This window comes from Mycobacterium gordonae (genome assembly GCF_002101675.1).
Lineage (GTDB): Bacteria > Actinomycetota > Actinomycetes > Mycobacteriales > Mycobacteriaceae > Mycobacterium > Mycobacterium gordonae.
In genome coordinates this window covers 43091-57811 of the sequence record NZ_LQOY01000242.1, presented here as the reverse complement: position 1 = coordinate 57811, position 14721 = coordinate 43091, and the positions used below count along the sequence as shown (strand labels likewise).

The 14721-nt window shown below is 66.3% G+C and carries 19 protein-coding genes; 7 read left to right on the top strand and 12 right to left on the bottom strand.

The features are described from left to right. Position 1: 1 nt before the first annotated feature. The 4 genes from AWC08_RS31185 to AWC08_RS31170 form a co-directional block, all read right to left on the bottom strand. Positions 2-376 carry a hypothetical protein gene (locus tag AWC08_RS31185; RefSeq protein WP_065131821.1) on the bottom strand — a complete coding sequence of 125 codons (375 nt, stop codon included), beginning with the start codon at positions 374-376 and terminating at the stop codon, positions 2-4. A gap of 105 nt (positions 377-481) precedes the next feature. Beyond that, positions 482-871, bottom strand: a complete 390-nt coding sequence (locus tag AWC08_RS31180; protein ID WP_065131822.1) for a thiocyanate hydrolase — start codon at positions 869-871, stop codon at positions 482-484. 4 nt (positions 872-875) lie between these two features. After that, positions 876-1577, bottom strand: a complete 702-nt coding sequence (scnC, locus tag AWC08_RS31175) for a thiocyanate hydrolase subunit gamma (RefSeq protein ID WP_065131823.1) — start codon at positions 1575-1577, stop codon at positions 876-878. A 10-nt stretch (positions 1578-1587) separates the two neighbouring features. After that, a complete protein-coding gene (locus AWC08_RS31170) occupies positions 1588-2427 on the bottom strand; it encodes an SH3-like domain-containing protein (RefSeq protein ID WP_069433207.1) in 840 nt (279 codons plus the stop codon). A gap of 197 nt (positions 2428-2624) precedes the next feature. Between AWC08_RS31170 and AWC08_RS31165 the strand changes: the two genes are divergently transcribed. The 3 genes from AWC08_RS31165 (at position 2625) to AWC08_RS31155 (ending at position 7546) form a co-directional block, all read left to right on the top strand. Next, complete coding sequence (locus AWC08_RS31165) at positions 2625-4463, top strand: fatty acyl-AMP ligase (RefSeq protein ID WP_069433206.1); 1839 nt, start codon at positions 2625-2627, stop codon at positions 4461-4463. An 84-nt stretch (positions 4464-4547) separates the two neighbouring features. Beyond that, positions 4548-6872 carry an arylsulfatase gene (locus tag AWC08_RS31160; RefSeq protein WP_069433205.1) on the top strand — a complete coding sequence of 775 codons (2325 nt, stop codon included), beginning with the start codon at positions 4548-4550 and terminating at the stop codon, positions 6870-6872. Between the two features lie 2 nt (positions 6873-6874). Next, positions 6875-7546, top strand: coding sequence for a GAP family protein (locus AWC08_RS31155; protein WP_069433204.1), 672 nt, complete (start codon positions 6875-6877; stop codon positions 7544-7546). A gap of 3 nt (positions 7547-7549) precedes the next feature. On the opposite strand, the gene AWC08_RS31150 is transcribed toward AWC08_RS31155, so the two are convergent. Beyond that, complete coding sequence (locus AWC08_RS31150) at positions 7550-8407, bottom strand: bile acid:sodium symporter family protein (protein ID WP_065131828.1); 858 nt, start codon at positions 8405-8407, stop codon at positions 7550-7552. A 108-nt stretch (positions 8408-8515) separates the two neighbouring features. After that, on the bottom strand, positions 8516-9049 hold the full coding sequence (locus tag AWC08_RS31145) for a hypothetical protein (protein WP_232007797.1): 534 nt from the start codon (positions 9047-9049) through the stop codon (positions 8516-8518). A 76-nt stretch (positions 9050-9125) separates the two neighbouring features. On the opposite strand from AWC08_RS31145, the gene AWC08_RS31140 reads away from it, so the two are divergent. Continuing rightward, on the top strand, positions 9126-9494 hold the full coding sequence (locus AWC08_RS31140) for a SpoIIAA family protein (RefSeq protein ID WP_065131829.1): 369 nt from the start codon (positions 9126-9128) through the stop codon (positions 9492-9494). Between the two features lie 57 nt (positions 9495-9551). Then, positions 9552-10325 carry a YqjF family protein gene (locus AWC08_RS31135; protein WP_232007796.1) on the top strand — a complete coding sequence of 258 codons (774 nt, stop codon included), beginning with the start codon at positions 9552-9554 and terminating at the stop codon, positions 10323-10325. A gap of 69 nt (positions 10326-10394) precedes the next feature. Here AWC08_RS31135 and AWC08_RS31130 read toward each other — a convergent pair whose 3' ends face one another. Continuing rightward, positions 10395-10742 carry a hypothetical protein gene (locus AWC08_RS31130; protein ID WP_142283929.1) on the bottom strand — a complete coding sequence of 116 codons (348 nt, stop codon included), beginning with the start codon at positions 10740-10742 and terminating at the stop codon, positions 10395-10397. Between the two features lie 46 nt (positions 10743-10788). After that, positions 10789-11556: an SDR family oxidoreductase gene (locus AWC08_RS31125; RefSeq protein ID WP_069433203.1), complete on the bottom strand. Its 768-nt coding sequence runs from the start codon at positions 11554-11556 to the stop codon at positions 10789-10791. A gap of 18 nt (positions 11557-11574) precedes the next feature. Between AWC08_RS31125 and AWC08_RS31120 the strand changes: the two genes are divergently transcribed. Then, positions 11575-12051 carry a nuclear transport factor 2 family protein gene (locus tag AWC08_RS31120; protein WP_065131832.1) on the top strand — a complete coding sequence of 159 codons (477 nt, stop codon included), beginning with the start codon at positions 11575-11577 and terminating at the stop codon, positions 12049-12051. Here AWC08_RS31120 and AWC08_RS31115 read toward each other — a convergent pair. Continuing rightward, positions 12041-12778, bottom strand: coding sequence for a DJ-1/PfpI family protein (locus tag AWC08_RS31115; RefSeq protein WP_065131833.1), 738 nt, complete (start codon positions 12776-12778; stop codon positions 12041-12043). The genes AWC08_RS31120 and AWC08_RS31115 overlap by 11 nt on opposite strands. A gap of 13 nt (positions 12779-12791) precedes the next feature. Continuing rightward, the gene (locus AWC08_RS31110) at positions 12792-13742 is read right to left on the bottom strand and encodes a GlxA family transcriptional regulator (protein ID WP_069433215.1); all 951 of its coding nucleotides are present in this window, start codon (positions 13740-13742) and stop codon (positions 12792-12794) included. A gap of 110 nt (positions 13743-13852) precedes the next feature. On the opposite strand from AWC08_RS31110, the gene tpx reads away from it, so the two are divergent. Continuing rightward, a complete protein-coding gene (gene tpx, locus AWC08_RS31105; protein WP_069433202.1) occupies positions 13853-14347 on the top strand; it encodes a thiol peroxidase in 495 nt (164 codons plus the stop codon). An 11-nt stretch (positions 14348-14358) separates the two neighbouring features. On the opposite strand, the gene AWC08_RS36890 is transcribed toward tpx, so the two are convergent. Continuing rightward, complete coding sequence (locus AWC08_RS36890; RefSeq protein WP_156781014.1) at positions 14359-14517, bottom strand: hypothetical protein; 159 nt, start codon at positions 14515-14517, stop codon at positions 14359-14361. A gap of 9 nt (positions 14518-14526) precedes the next feature. Then, on the bottom strand, positions 14527-14670 hold the full coding sequence (locus AWC08_RS36885; RefSeq protein WP_156803064.1) for a hypothetical protein: 144 nt from the start codon (positions 14668-14670) through the stop codon (positions 14527-14529). Between the last annotated feature and the right edge of the window lie 51 nt (positions 14671-14721).

The following is a 14721-nucleotide window of genomic DNA, read 5'->3' as shown; positions in this document are numbered from 1 at the left end:
CTCACAACTCCTCGATCAGCAACCACACCAGGGCCGCCGCGGCCAGCAGCAGGGCGGCCATGATCGTCCACCGAGCAAGTCGCGACCGGCCGTGAAACCAATGGAGCAATTGCGAGAAGCGCCAATCGGTCCACGCGTATCCGTTTGCTGCCCAGTGGAATTCGACCGCCATCAGACGCAGGGCGACAAGCAGTGCGGGGATGCCCGCCTCGGGAAGCAACACAACCAGTGGGATCGACACGATGAACAGCACGCCTCCGAGAACGGCGAGCGCCGCGCGCACCGCAGTGGGTCGGGCGCGGCAGCGTTCCCGGTAGGCGTACACCCGATCGAGTGCGGCCTGGCGGCTGATGACAGGGTGGTCGCCTGCGTCCACGCGTACTCCTGCGGTCGATGCCGGACATGGATGTAGACGAGCGTCCGCTCACTCGAAGGCCGTCGCTTGGCCGCCGCCGAATCTAGCGTGTCGGCGGCGGGTTTCCTAGTTTCGGGGCCGGCCGGATCCGGCCTCGAGGCGGGACCGGACGGTCTTCAGCCGATGGCGCAATTCGTCTTCGCTGATGATGCCCCGGGCGAGCAGCGAGTGGGCCAGGGCGACCAATTGATTTTCCGGGAACGGCAATCCGGCGTAGCGGTTGGCCGAAAGCTCGTCTTCTTCGTCACGGCGTTCTTGGAACGTCAACGCGGACCGTCCATCGGCACTGCATGCCCGGTCCAGCACGTCACACAAGCCGTCCAGGCTGGTCTTCCATGGCGGCAATGGGTTTTCGACACCGTACTTGGCTGCCACGATCGGCCAGGTCTGTCGGTGCTCCGCGATCTCGTTGAGAACGGCGAAGTCGCTTGATGGCTGTGAGATTGCGTCTGTCATGGGGTCACCCGATCGGTCGGACGGCCCGGCGCACCAACGGCGTGACGTTGTTGGTCACCCCCGGTTGGGGCAGCGCAACGCCGATCAGGCAGTCGCGGGTGATGATTTCGGCGAGTTGGTCCTCGGTCCAGCCGTCGGTGCCCTCCGGACGCAACGGCATCACCATGAAGCGGTGCTTCTGATTCGAGTCCTCCACGCGGACCTCGACGTCATCAGGCAGCGTGAGGCCGAACTCCGAAAGCACCTGCCGCGGCCAGCGCACGAGGCGACGGCGGTAGTTGGGTGTCCGGTACCACTCGGGGGAGTTGCCCAGGATCGGGCGCGGGTAGCAGGAGCACAGCGCGCAGACGATCACGTGATGCAGTGTGGGCGTGTCCTCGAGGATCTTGAATGCGACGAAGTCGCTGGGGGTGCCGAAGCCGGTTGGGTCCAACCAGTCGACGCCGACCTCCTTGGCCGCAGCCACCGCGTCGGTCACCGCCAGATCTTTGAAGGCGGGGTCCAGCCAGGCCTTGGCCACCAGTCGGGACGCGGGTGTGGGACCGATCTGTTCGGCGTACTCCGTGAAGACGCGATGCTCTTGCGGGGTGAACAAGCCCTTCTCGATACACAATTCCCGCAGCGCGATCTCCAGAACTTCGAAGTCGGTGATCTCGTCGACCATCGGCTTTACCGTGCGCTCGTGCTGGTGCTCGTGGGTGGTCATCACGCTTCTCTCAATCGACGGCTTGCAGCCAGCGCTCGGGGATCTCGGTCTGCAGGGTGTCGTTCGGCGGCCCGGTGTAGTTGTCCCAGAGCTGCGACTGGTTGAACCGCACGATGTAGAACCACTCGGGCCTGGCGTCCTCGCGGTCCCAGGCTTCGTCCTCGGGGGCGGGGCTCTCGTACGTGACCTCGGCGATGATCCCCTCCGCGCCGCGCACGTACTCGGGCGTGCGGGTGTAGAACATCGCCGGTAACTCGCGCACCCTGACCCGATCGCCGACGTCGAACTTGGCCTTTCCGGCTTGGCCGGCGAACCGCTGCGGGTCACCGATACCGACGGCGGCGAGGTGATGTTCGTTGCGTTGGACGGCGGAGCCGTCCCCTTCGAACTTCGGCTGCGCATCGGGACGGCGACCCTGCAACCCGCCGGCATACCGGTCCTGCACCTCGGCCAGCCGAGCGGTCAGCTCGCCCCACGTGATGTGCTTCTTTTCAATGAGCAGCCGTCCCACCGACCACAGCCAGCGGCTGTAGTAGGGCAGTCCGAGGTAGACCGCCCGCCCCACGTCGACGTTGGCCAGCCGCCGCCGCTCCTCGGACACCCAGATGCCGCGCCAACCGAGAACTTCGCACAGCACGTAGGTCATCAATTCCCACTGCTCTTCTTCTTTGTTCTCGTACGAGTGCGGGTAGTCGAATTCTCCGCCCACGTCGTGGCTGGTCTTCATATAAGCCAGCCAGTGGTCGTGGGTGATCTCGTCCGGGGCCGGCCATTCCGATACCTCGGGATAAATCGTCTTAAGCCGGGAAACCAGCGCAAGCTGAGCGGCACGTTCGGCTGCAGTGCTCACAAAAGCTCCTTCCGCATGGAATCCTCCACATGGACGGACGGGACCATCAAACTACCACTGCCCGGGAGCGCCACGGAAGGTGAAAAAGCGCTGAATCGCAAGCAGTTTCGCGGCAAATCGCGGATGCCCACTGGGACGTGGCCGCCACCACACCACAGTTGCCCGAACCACCGGCCGGTCGTTTATAGAATGCGCGCATGAATCGCGGTACCGGGTCGACGCCCGCGGCGCCTGAGGGGCTGCTGCAGATCGAGGATTGCCTGGACGCTGAAGGCAACATCGTCCTACCGCCGGACACCACGCTGATCTCGCTCATCGACCGCAACATCAGATACGTCGGCGACACCACCGCCTACCGCTTCCTGAACTACGGCGGCTCCGGCGAAGGCCACGCCGACGAGATCAGCTGGGCCGAGTTCGGGGTCCGTTTGCGGGCCGTGGCGGCGCACGTGCAGCAAGTCGCGGGCCCCGGTGACCGGGTGGCGATCCTGGCGCCGCAGAGCATCGACTGGGTCATCGGCTATTACGCGGCGATCAAAGCCGGCGCCATCGCCGTGCCGTTGTTCGCACCCGAGCTGCCCGGCCACGCGCAGCGCCTCGACACGGCGCTGCGCGATTCGCAACCGACCGTCATCCTCACCACAGCAGCGGCCAAGGACGCCATCGAGCAGTTCCTGGCTACCCTGCCGCAACTGCACCGGCTGCGGGTCCTGGTGATCGACCAGATTCCCGACGAGGCGGAGCGCCTCTTCGCCCCCGTTGAACTGGATATGGATGCCGTTGCCTACCTGCAGTACACCTCCGGAGCGACCCGCCCCCCCATCGGAGTGGAGATCACGCACCGGGCGGTGGCGACCAATCTGACGCAGATGATCCTGTCGATCGACCTGCTGAACCGCAACACCCACGGGGTGAGCTGGCTGCCGCTCTACCACGACATGGGTCTGTCGATGATCGGCTTCCCCACCGTGTACGGCGGCCACACCACGCTGATGTCGCCGACGGCGTTCGTGCGCCGCCCGCTGCGCTGGATCCAGGCGTTGTCGGAGAGCTCGCGAATCGGCCAAGTGGTCACCGCCGCACCGAACTTCGCCTACGAGTGGGCGGCACAGCGCGGGCTACCGGCGGCCGGCGACGAGATCGACCTCGCCAATGTGGTGCTGATCATCGGTTCCGAGCCGGTCAGCATCGACGCGGTGACCAGCTTCAACAAAGCGTTCGCGCCGTACGCCCTGCCGCGCACGGCTTTCAAGCCGTCCTACGGCATCGCCGAGGCGACGCTGATGATCGCCACCATCGATCACGCCGCCGAGACGTCGGTCATCTACCTCGACCGCGAGCACCTCGGCGCGGGCCGCGCGGTTCCGGTCCCGGCCGATGCGCCCAATGCCGTCGCGCAGGTGTCGTGCGGTCAGGTTGCCCGCAGCTTGTGGGCGGTGATCGTCGACCCCGAAACGGGCGCCGAGTTGCCGGACGGGCACATCGGCGAACCTTGGCTGCAGGGCGACAACGTCGGGCGCGGTTACTGGGGCAGGCCGCAGGAGACCCGACTGACGTTTCGCGCCAAGTTGAGCGCGACGCTCGAGGACGGCAGCCATGCCGCCGGCGCCGACGTCGACGGCGATTGGCTGCGCACCGGTGACCTGGCCGTATACCTCGACGGCGAGCTCTATGTGACCGGGCGGATGGCGGACCTGGTGACGATCGACGGCAAGAACCACTATCCACAGGACATCGAGGCCACCGTCGCCGAAGCGTCGCCGCTGGTGCGCCGGGGATATGTCACCGCCTTCGCGGTGCCTCAGCAGGACCGCCAGGCTCTGGTCGTGATTGCCGAACGCGCCACCGGCACCAGCCGCGCCGACCCGCAACCCGCGATCGATGCCATCCGCGCGGCAGTGCTCGCCCGGCACGGAGTGTCCGTCGCGGACATGCGTTTCCTGCCCGCCGGCGCCATTCCCCGTACCACCAGCGGCAAACTGGCGCGGGTGGCCTGCCGGGCCCAGTACCTCGACGGCACCCTGGGCGTGCATTAGTCACCACCTTGGCGTAGCGGAATTCGCTCCGAGTCCGGCCTGCCGCGTGAGACTATCCACGGCATCGGGCAATAAGGAGGCACAGTGGTCGACCTGCCGCGGACAGCCGGGCCGTTCGCCGGGGTGATCAATCCGTCGGTGGCGGATTCGACGCCGGTCAAACCGGCGATCACCTACCCACCACAAGGCGCTCCCAACGTCGTGGTGGTCCTGCTCGACGACGTCGGGTTCGGGGCGTCCGCCACGTTCGGCGGGCCGGTGCCGACCCCGGCCCTGGACCGTGTCGCGCGAGACGGGCTGCGCTACAACCAGTTTCATACCACGGCGCTGTGCTCGCCGACCCGCGCCGCGCTGCTGACCGGGCGCAACCATCACAGCGCCCACATGGGCACGATCTGCGAAATCGCCTACGGCTTCCCGGGCTACGACAGCGTCATACCGCAAAGTACCGCCACCGTGGCGGAGATACTGCGCCACAACGGCTACAACACCGCGTTGTTCGGCAAGGCGCACTTCACTCCCACCTGGGAGCTGGGCCCGACCGGACCATTCGACCGGTGGCCCACCGGGCTGGGCTTCGAACGCTTCTACGGCTTCCTCGGCGGCGACACCTCGCAGTACGAGCCGGCATTGTTCGACCAGACCACACCGGTCGAGCCTTATCTCGGCCGCGACGACTACCACCTGACCGAAGATCTTGCCGAGCGGGCGATCGACTGGATTCAGCGTCAACAGACTTCGGCACCCGGAAAGCCGTTCTTCCTCTACTTCGCTCCCGGCGCCACGCACAGTCCCCACCAGGTGTGGCCGGAGTGGTCCGACCGGTTCGCCGGACAGTTTGACGACGGCTGGGATGCGTTGCGGCAGAGCATATATGAGCGCCAGATCGAGCTGGGAATCATCCCGCCCGGCACGCGGCTGACGCCGAGGCCATCACAGATTCCCGCATGGGCGGACTACGAAGACCGCTACAAGCCGGTGGCCCGTCGTCTGATGGAGGTGTACGCCGGCTTCCTGGCCCACACCGACGCGCAGATCGGACGGGTCATCGACGCCATCGACGACCTGGACCAGTGGGACAACACGCTGTTCATCTACATTTGCGGCGACAACGGCGCGTCGGCGGAGGGGACGGTCCACGGCGCGTGGAGTTCCCCGTCGTTCCAGAACGGCCTGCCCGAAGATCCCGAGTGGCTGCTCGCTCATCTGGACGACTTCGGCACCGCGCGGTGCGAAAACCACTACAACGTGGGCTGGGCCTGGGCGCTCGACGCGCCCTTCCAGTGGATGAAGCAGGTCGCCTCCCACTTCGGCGGCACCCGCAACGGGCTAGCGGTTTCGTGGCCGCGCAAGATCGCGGCCAGAGGTGAACAGCGCGGCCAGTTTCACCACGTCATCGACGTGATGCCGACCATCTTGGAGGCGGCCGGCATTCAGCCGCCGGCGCGCGTCAACGGCGTCGAACAGAAACCCGTCGAAGGCGTCAGCATGCAGTACTCCTTCGATCATCCGGATGCCGAAAGCCGGAGATCGACACAGTATTTCGAAATATTCGGGAACCGTGCGATCTACCACGAGGGCTGGATCGCGTCATGCTTTCACGGGCGGCTACCGTGGGTGCGCACCGGGCGTCATCCGTTCGGTGAGACCGAACGCTGGGAGCTCTATAGCCTCGCCGACGACTTCAGTCAGGGCGTCGATCTCGCCGTCCGCTACCCCGAGAAGTTGGGAGACTTGCAGGCCGTCTTCGACTCCGAGGCGCGCAAGTACGACGTGTACCCCCTCAGCGACGCCACGCTGGCCCGGGCCCTGCCCGCCAACCGGCCGAACCTGTTGGGCGACCGCGCTTCTGTCACGTATTACCCCAGTCACGTACGGATCCCCGAGACATCGACGCTGACCTACACCAGCACGTCGTTTCGATTGCGGGCCCACGTGGCGATCCCGGCGGGAGGGGCACAGGGAGTGGTGATCTGTCTCGGTGGCGCGATGGGCGGGTGGAGCCTGTATCTGCAGTACGGCGTTCCGATGTTCACCTACAACTACCTCGGGCATGAAGTCACCACGGTGACCGCTGTCGAGCCGCTACCCGAAGGCCCTGCCGTCATAGGTGTTTCGTTCGACTACGACGGCGGGGGACTAGGGAAGGGGGCGACGGTTTCGCTGCTGGTCGACGAGCGCAACGTGGCCCATGGCCGCATCGAGCGAACCGTCCCGTTCCGCTTCTCGATGAGCGGCGAAACGCTGGACGTAGGTACCGATACGGGGTCACCGGTAGCGCCGTACGGGCGGGCCTTCCGGTTCACCGGGGGTATCGATCGAGTCGAAGCCGTCATCGACCCGCGGCCCGCGGACCTTGCGGCAGCGTTAGCCGAGGCGGAGATGCGCTCGGCGATGGGATCGCAGTAGCGGTGTGGAGCAGCCTCGTTCCGCTGATTCTCGGCGGCGCACTGGAACCGATCGAAATCATGATCACGATCATGCTCCTGGGCACGCCGTCGCGGCTCCGGGCCGCCGGCGCCTGGATCTCCGGTCATGTCGGCACGAGGCTGCTGCAGGGCCTGATCTTCGGCACCATCCTGCATTGGGGAACCCGTAGCGACGACTCGAAACACTCCAATCACTGGGTGGTGTCGACCGTTCTGCTGGTCGTTGCGCTGCTTTTCCTCGTCACCGCCGCCCGAGAGCTGCTCAGCGACGAAGACCCAGACGCACCGCCACCAAGGTGGATGGCGATGCTGATGTCGGCGTCACCCACCAAGGCGTTTTTCATTGGGGCGGGTGTCGTCACGGTGTCGGTGAAAGCGTGGGTGTTCACCCTGGCGGCGATCGGCGTGATCGGCAGCGCCGACCTGGGGCACCCCGCCAAGATGGCCACGTACGTCGCCTTCGTGCTGCTGGCAGCCAGCGCCAACCTGATCATCATCGGCGCGGCCGCGGTTTTCGGCGACCGGTCACGCTCCGTGCTGGACCGGGTGCTGCGCTGGTTGCAGGCCAACGACCGTCCTATCGTGGTCGTCGCCGGGCTGGTTTTCGGGATGTGGTTCGGCTTAAAAGCCCTGCGTGGCTTCGGGATTGTATAGCCGTTAGGCGGACTGCGCGGCGCGCCTGCGACGTAACCATCGCGTATACACGACGCCGACGAGCGCTGTGACTACGCCGTAAAGCGCTACCGCCCCGCGTTCGTCGGCGTTGGGGAAATTCGCCGAGGCGATGGTCAACGCGGTCGCCGGGTGGCGGCAGGCGCTTGCAAAGGCGACCACCGCCGAGAACTGGCGATCGGGCCCACCCAGCAGGTGTCCGACGGCGAAGGCGCCGAGGACGAATATCAGCATGGCGACCACGGTCACCTCGCCCAGCAGCTTCCACATCTGCGGTGCCGCCGCGACCAATAGCACCACCATCGCCACCGGCAACGCCCAGCGCTGCGCGCGTTCGATCGGCCCCCCAATCCGCTGGGCCATTGCGGGCCAGAACTTTCCGATCGCCATCCCGGCAATGAGCGGCGAGAGCACGGAAATCAGCATCAATCTGCCCACCGACCACGGACTGGTGACGTACTGCCGTCCGAACACGTCTCCGAGCACCCGGGCGGCCACAGCCAGCGCCGGCACGGCGAGCACAGCCAGCACGATGACCAGTCCCAGCCCGAACTGCACTTGCCCGCCGGCCTTCTCACCGCGCCGCGGCAGCAGCGGCGGTAGCGGCGAAATAGCCAGTGTGACAAGCGCAATGGCCACCTGCGGTCGCAGATCGACGGCGTTGACCAGCAACACCGCGAGGGCGGGTGCGGCGACGAGCACGGCCAGCAGCGAGCGCGCCAGCAGTCCCGGATGCTGCAGCACGTATCGGACGTCGGCGAATTGCGCCGTCAACCCGTAGCCCAGGATCACCACGAACAGACTCATCTGGAATGCGAGCTTCGCCGCTTCTGCCACCGTCACGACGGACAGCCTGCCACGGCCGAGGTGAGCAATCAGCCCACTCGCGCGTGCCCGCCGGGATTCGATTTACTCGGCGCTGCTCTCTTGGTGCGGTGACGGTCAGCCGCGTCAGGGACTCATCGCCTGGTTGACGATGAGTGGCGGCGGTCCGACTCCGTCGTGAGGGTCGGCCTGGGTCTTGTAGAACCGTGGCAGGGTAGCCGCGCCGGATTCGAATCGGCTGAGATATTCGGCGTCGAATGTCACCTGATACCACTGAATTCCCAGTGACGCGGAGACCTCCGGGTCGTTCATCGTGGCGCCGGTGACCGCGGTGACGCGTACGCAGCGCACATGCTGACGCATGCTCGAGGAGAAGCTGGCCAGGCCGTCCGCGTCCTGCTCGGGCGCGATCGCGCCATATGCCGAACGCACCTGCCGGCCCAGGTACCCCCACGCCGTGAGGTAATCCTTGCTGTTGACCGCCGCGAAGTAGTCGACCAGCACCTGCTGCCCCTTACCCGCTGGCCGGGCGTCCGGCTGGCCGTTGGCGCAGGCCGCGTCGGCGGCAGCCGGTGCAACCGGCGTGAGCATCGCTCCGGAAAGCGCCCACACTGCCAGCCGCGTTCGCCGATTCCATAGCTGACGAATACCCACCCGCATATGGATGACTTTGGCCTCTTATCCGCCGCTGTCAAGGGCGGGACCATGGCGACAGCCCATCACCGAGGAGCACACCATGATCGACTTCGAACTCGACGCGGCTCATTCCGTCCTGCTGGTACGACCGGAGTCGGCGCTGGCCAAGGAGGATTTCGTTGCACTCGCCAAGGTCGTCGACCCGCAGATCGAGGCAAACGGTGACCTCAACGGTCTGATCATCAGCGCTCCCGGATTTCCTGGCTGGGACAGTTTCGCAGCGTTGGTCACCCACTTCCGATTCGTTCGAGATCATCACAAGCACATCAAGAAGGTGGCGGTGGTGACCGACTCCCATTTCGGGGATGCCGCCGAGCATTTGGCGTCGCATTTCGTCTCAGCCGAGATTCGCCACTTTCCCGCCCACGAGCAGGACCAGGCACGGCAGTGGGTCGCGGCGGGCACCTAAGTGCATGCGCTGCAACGCGGCTCACCGCCAAGCTGACTTCCGTGCCAGGATGTTGCGGTGACTGCCTCCCCTGACTTGCCGGGTGCCGGGTCCGACGGGGAGTCGGTCCTGGCCGGTTACCCGGTGACGCCGCCGCCGCTGCGGCGTCCCGTCACGTTCGACCAGCGCTGGATCGACGTGACCTTCGTGCACTGGCCGGTGGCTCCGGAGACCGTCGCCCATTTTTATCCGCCCGGCACCCGTCCGGATGTCTTTGCCGACGGAAGCACCTACGTGGGGTTGATCCCCTTCGCAATGCGCTACACCAAACTTGGTACGGCGCTGCCACTTCCGTATTTCGGGCGCTTTCTGGAGACCAACGTCCGGCTGTACTCGGTCGACGATGCGGGCCGCCACGGTGTGCTGTTCCGGTCGTTGGAGACGGCACGGCTGGCCGTCGTTCCCGTCACCCGGATCGGGCTCGGGGTGCCCTACACCTGGGCGAAGATGCGAATAACCCGGTCCGGCCGCCAAATCAGCTACCACAGCGTGCGCCGCTGGCCCCGGCGCGGACTGCGCAGCCTGCTGACGGTCAACGTCGGCGACGTCGTCGAGCCGACACCGCTGGAGGTCTGGCTCACCGCCCGCTGGGGCGCGCACACCCGCAAGGCGGGCCGAACCTGGTGGGTCCCCAACGAACACGACGTCTGGCCCTTACACGCGGCCGAAATCTCGGAACTGCACGACGAACTGGTAAACGCGGCCGGGGTGCAGCCCACCGGTGACCGACTGCGCGCACTGCATTCGCCAGGCGTGCAAACGTATTTCGGTCGGCCCTGCCTGGTTCAGTGAGCCCGAGTGTGAATCCGACGACACGACACGCCGCAGCGACGTCGTGAGGTTCACCGTCACCGGCGAAGGTCAGTAAGCCAGCACGTGGAAGTGCCCGCGTGGGCAGTCGCCTTCGATGCCGCTGTACGGGTCGTCCTCGAATGTTCGCCAATTCCAGTGCGTACCACAGTAAGACGCGGCGCAGTCCGGGCAGTGAAACGGTGCATAGCTGTACGCGATGCGGTACAGCGCGGCCGCGTCGGCCTCGGCGATCGCTCGGCTCACCGGCCCGATCCGCTCCGCCGACACCGCCACACTCGAGATTCCGAAGAAGGTCTGCACCAGCAGAGCGGCCTGATCGTCGGGCCGCAACAGCACATCCAATTCCGCCAGTGCCTGCAGGCCGGGCCGATGGCACACCGCGTCGGCGGGAGCCACGAACCGCACGCTGCCGGCGACCTCTCCGCAGCGCGCGCAGCGGAATTCAGGGCAGGCAGTATCCACCGTCGATCACCAGATCCGAACCCGTCATGTAGCTGGACGCCGCACTGGCCAGGTAGAGGTACAGCCCGTTGAGCTCTTCTGGCCGCCCGATGCGGCCCATCGGGATCTTCGGCTCCCACAGCCGGTGGTATTCGGCGAGGGGTTCGACGAGCTCGGTCATGATGTAGCCAGGGCTGATGCTGTTGACCCGAATGTGGTGCGGCGCGAATTCCACCGCCATCGCCTTGGTCAGATGAATCACCGCCGCCTTGGACGTGCAGTAGTGGCCCACTTGCTGAGGGATGTTGATGATGTGGCCGGACATCGATGCCGTGGTGATGATGGAACCGCCGCGGCCCTGGGCGACCATCGCCCTGGCCGCCGCCTGCGCGGTGAGGAAGACTCCCGTCACATTCGTGTGCTGAATCCGTTCGAACTCTTCCAGCGACATGTCCAACATCGGGGTCACCGAGACGATGCCGGCGTTGCAGACCGCGATGTCGATCCCGCCCAACTCCGCGGTCATCCGATCGACCATGGCGGTCACCTGATCTTGCCGGGTCACGTCACACGCTATCGGTACGGCGGTGCCGCCGGCCGCCGCGATCTCCTCAGCGAGCGCCTCCAGGGCATCCAGATGCCTTGCCGCCAACGCTACTTCGGCGCCCGCCTCCGCATAAGCCAGAGCCACCGTGCGGCCGATGCCGCTGGATGCCCCGGTGATCAGAGCCTTCTTGCCGCGCAAGTCGAACAGTTCCAGCACGCTCATGCCTCTAGTGTGTCCGCTATGGGCAGGTTCACCAAAGCAGAGATCGAAGAGGCCGTCCGCAACTACACCACCGTCGTCGAGGGATGCAGCGCATCGGGTGACTGGCGCCCGTTCGCCGACCTCTTCACCGAGGACGTGGTCTACATAGAGCACCACTACGGCGTCTTCCATGGTCGCGAGGAAGTGCGCCAGTGGATCGTCGACGTCATGGCGCCGTTCCCGCACATGCGGTTCCCGTCGGATTGGACCGCTTATGACGAAGACAATGACGCCGTGGTCATCATGATCAAGAACCTGCTCGACCATCCCAGCGACCCGGACGGGGAGCCGTTCTGGTTCCCCAACTGGACCCGGCTGGTCTACGCCGGTGACGGCCTGTTCTCCAGCGAGGAGGACATCTACAACCCCAACCGCGACGCGCCGCGCGTGGTGGCAGCGTGGATGCAGGCCGGCGGCAAGCTGGCCACCGACGCGATCCCCGCGCCTAAACGCTGACGGGCTGCCGCTTGCGCCGGCGGGATCGCGCCGCCGCGAGGGCCTGCTCCCAGGCCAGCAACGTGGTGGCCTTCAGATTGGCCGGCTTGAGGCTGTCCTTGGAGAGCAACGCGGTAGCCGAGGCTTTCGTCGTCGCCGACGCCTTCGACATGTGACCGGAGTCGAACGGGGGCTGGGGGTCGTACTCGATCGCCAGCTGGATCGCCTTCGCGCGACCTTCGCCACCGAGCTGCGCGGCCAGCCACAACGCGAGGTCAAGTCCGGCGGAGACCCCGGCGCTGGTGATGATGTTGCCTTCGTGCACGATCCGCTGGTCACCGACGGGCGTGACCCCGAACGCTTTCAGCGCCGGGAGTGCGATCCAGTGCGAGGTGGCCCGCTTGTCCCGCAACAGGCCGGCCGCCGCGAGAATCACCGAACCGGAGCACACCGAGGCGGTCCAGGCTGCGCTCTGATGAGCCTGCCGAAGCCAGTCGAGCAGCTTCTCGTCGCGGGCATGCACTGGAGTCGCGGGCCCACCGGGCACGAGAACCACGTCGGGGGAGGGGGTTTCGGCGAACGAATGGGTCGCACCCACCACCAGGACGCCGGAGTCGGCGGTGATCGGACCCACGTCGTGCCAGACGAACCGGACGTCGGCGTCGGGTAGCTGGCGCAACACCTCGTAGGGACCGATCATGTCCAATGCGGTGAACCCCGGGTAGGCCACGAACGCGATCTGAGTCATAGCGGTTTCCTTTCTAGGCGAACGCTTTCCGGTACTGGTCGGGTGGTATGCCCACGCGCCGAATGAAATTGCGCCGCATGGTTTCCGCGGTGCCGAAGCCGCAGCGCGATGCGATCGCCACCACGGTGTCGTCGGTCTCCTCCAACTGCCGGCGTGCCGCCTCGGTGCGCACCCGCTCCACGTACTGGCCGGGTGCCTCACCGACCTCCTCGGTGAAGATCCGGGTGAAGTGCCGCGGACTCATCGCGGCCCGCCGGGCAAGTTCGTCGATGCGGTGCGGGCCCCCCGGTTCGGCCTCGATGGCTTCCTGAACCTCGCGGATCGAGGGCCGTTTTGCGCGTGGCATCCATACCGGCGCGGCGAACTGGGTCTGTCCGCCGGGGCGCCGCAGATACAGCACCAGCCACCGCGCCACCGTCTGGGCCACCTCGGTGCCGTGATCGTCCTCGACAAGGGAAAGCGCGAGATCGATTCCGGAGGCCACGCCGGCGGCGGTCCAGATCCGCTCTCCGCTGCGGATGAAGATCGGGTCCGGATCGACCTCGACATCCGGGAACTGCGCGGCCAGTTGTTCGGCGAAGGCCCAGTGGGTGGTGACGCGATGCCCGTCCAGCAGTCCGGCTTCGGCGGCCAGGAAGGCACCGGTGCAGACGGTGACGACGCGGCGGGCGGTGCGGGCGATCGCTGTGATCCAGTCCAACAGGCCGGCATCGGCCCGCGCGGCTTCGACGCCGAAGCCGCCGGGCAGCACCACGGTGTCGACCTGCTCATGCGGATCGGGCAGCGGTACGGCGGTGAAACCCAGGCCGCCCGCCGTGGTGATCGGTTGCCCGCCGCGCGAGGCTATGACTACGTCGTACCCGCCCTCAGTGAGCAGCGACGCACCCGTGAAGACCTCGTAGGGTCCCACCAGGTCGAGCGCCTGAGCGCCGGGAAAGCCGGCGATGACCACGGTGCGAGCCATGACCCCAGTGTTGGCCACCACCGCTCATGTCGTCTAGGCCATGCACCCCACCAATCAGGACATGCGACCTTGCCGCAGACCACCGCCGGCGCCTTTGGCAGACTGTGCCTATGGCACAGATAACCTTGCGGGGAAATGCGATCAACACCGTCGGCGAGCTTCCGGCCGTTGGGTCTCCGGCTCCGGCCTTCACGATGACCGGTGCCGATCTGAGCCCTTTCAGCAGTGCCCAGTTTGACGGTAAACCGGTGCTGCTCAACATCTTTCCGTCTATCGACACCCCCGTGTGCGCCGCCAGCGTGCGGACCTTCAACGAGCGCGTCGCAGACGGCGGCGTGTCGGTGGTGTGCGTGTCCAACGACCTGCCGTTTGCGCAGAAGCGCTTCTGTGGCGCCGAAGGTATCGAGAACGTCAGTGTGGCGTCGGCGTTCCGGGACAGCTTCGGCGAGGACTACGGCGTCACGATCGTCGACGGGCCGATGGCCGGCCTGCTGGCCCGGGCGGTCGTCGTGATCGGCGCCGACGGCAAGGTCGCGCACACCGAGTTGGTGCCCGAGATCGCACAGGAGCCCGACTACGACGCCGCCCTCGCCGCGCTGAAGTAGCGAGAGTTCCCTCAGCGCCCCGGGACCTCGACGGCCACGGTGTGGGCGGCCCGCGGCGCAAGGGGCGGTTGCGCACCCACCGGGCAGCCGGTCAGCATCGTGGCTCCCATGACGGTCATCAACAGGGCCAGCACCGCCCGGACTGCCAGCACTCGACCTCTGTCGGTCATCGCTTCCTCCTAGCAGGCCGACGCCACGGCGGCGGCGCGCAGTTTCGAATTCTGTCCCATGTCGATCGCGCATCCGGCCAGTGTCATGCCGACCAGCACCGCCAGCGCCGCACCCAGCACCCGGACTGTCCGCCGTCGATTACCGGTGGTCATAGGACCCCCTTTTTTTGTCGGCAGGGAATTATCACAACGGCACGAGGGTAT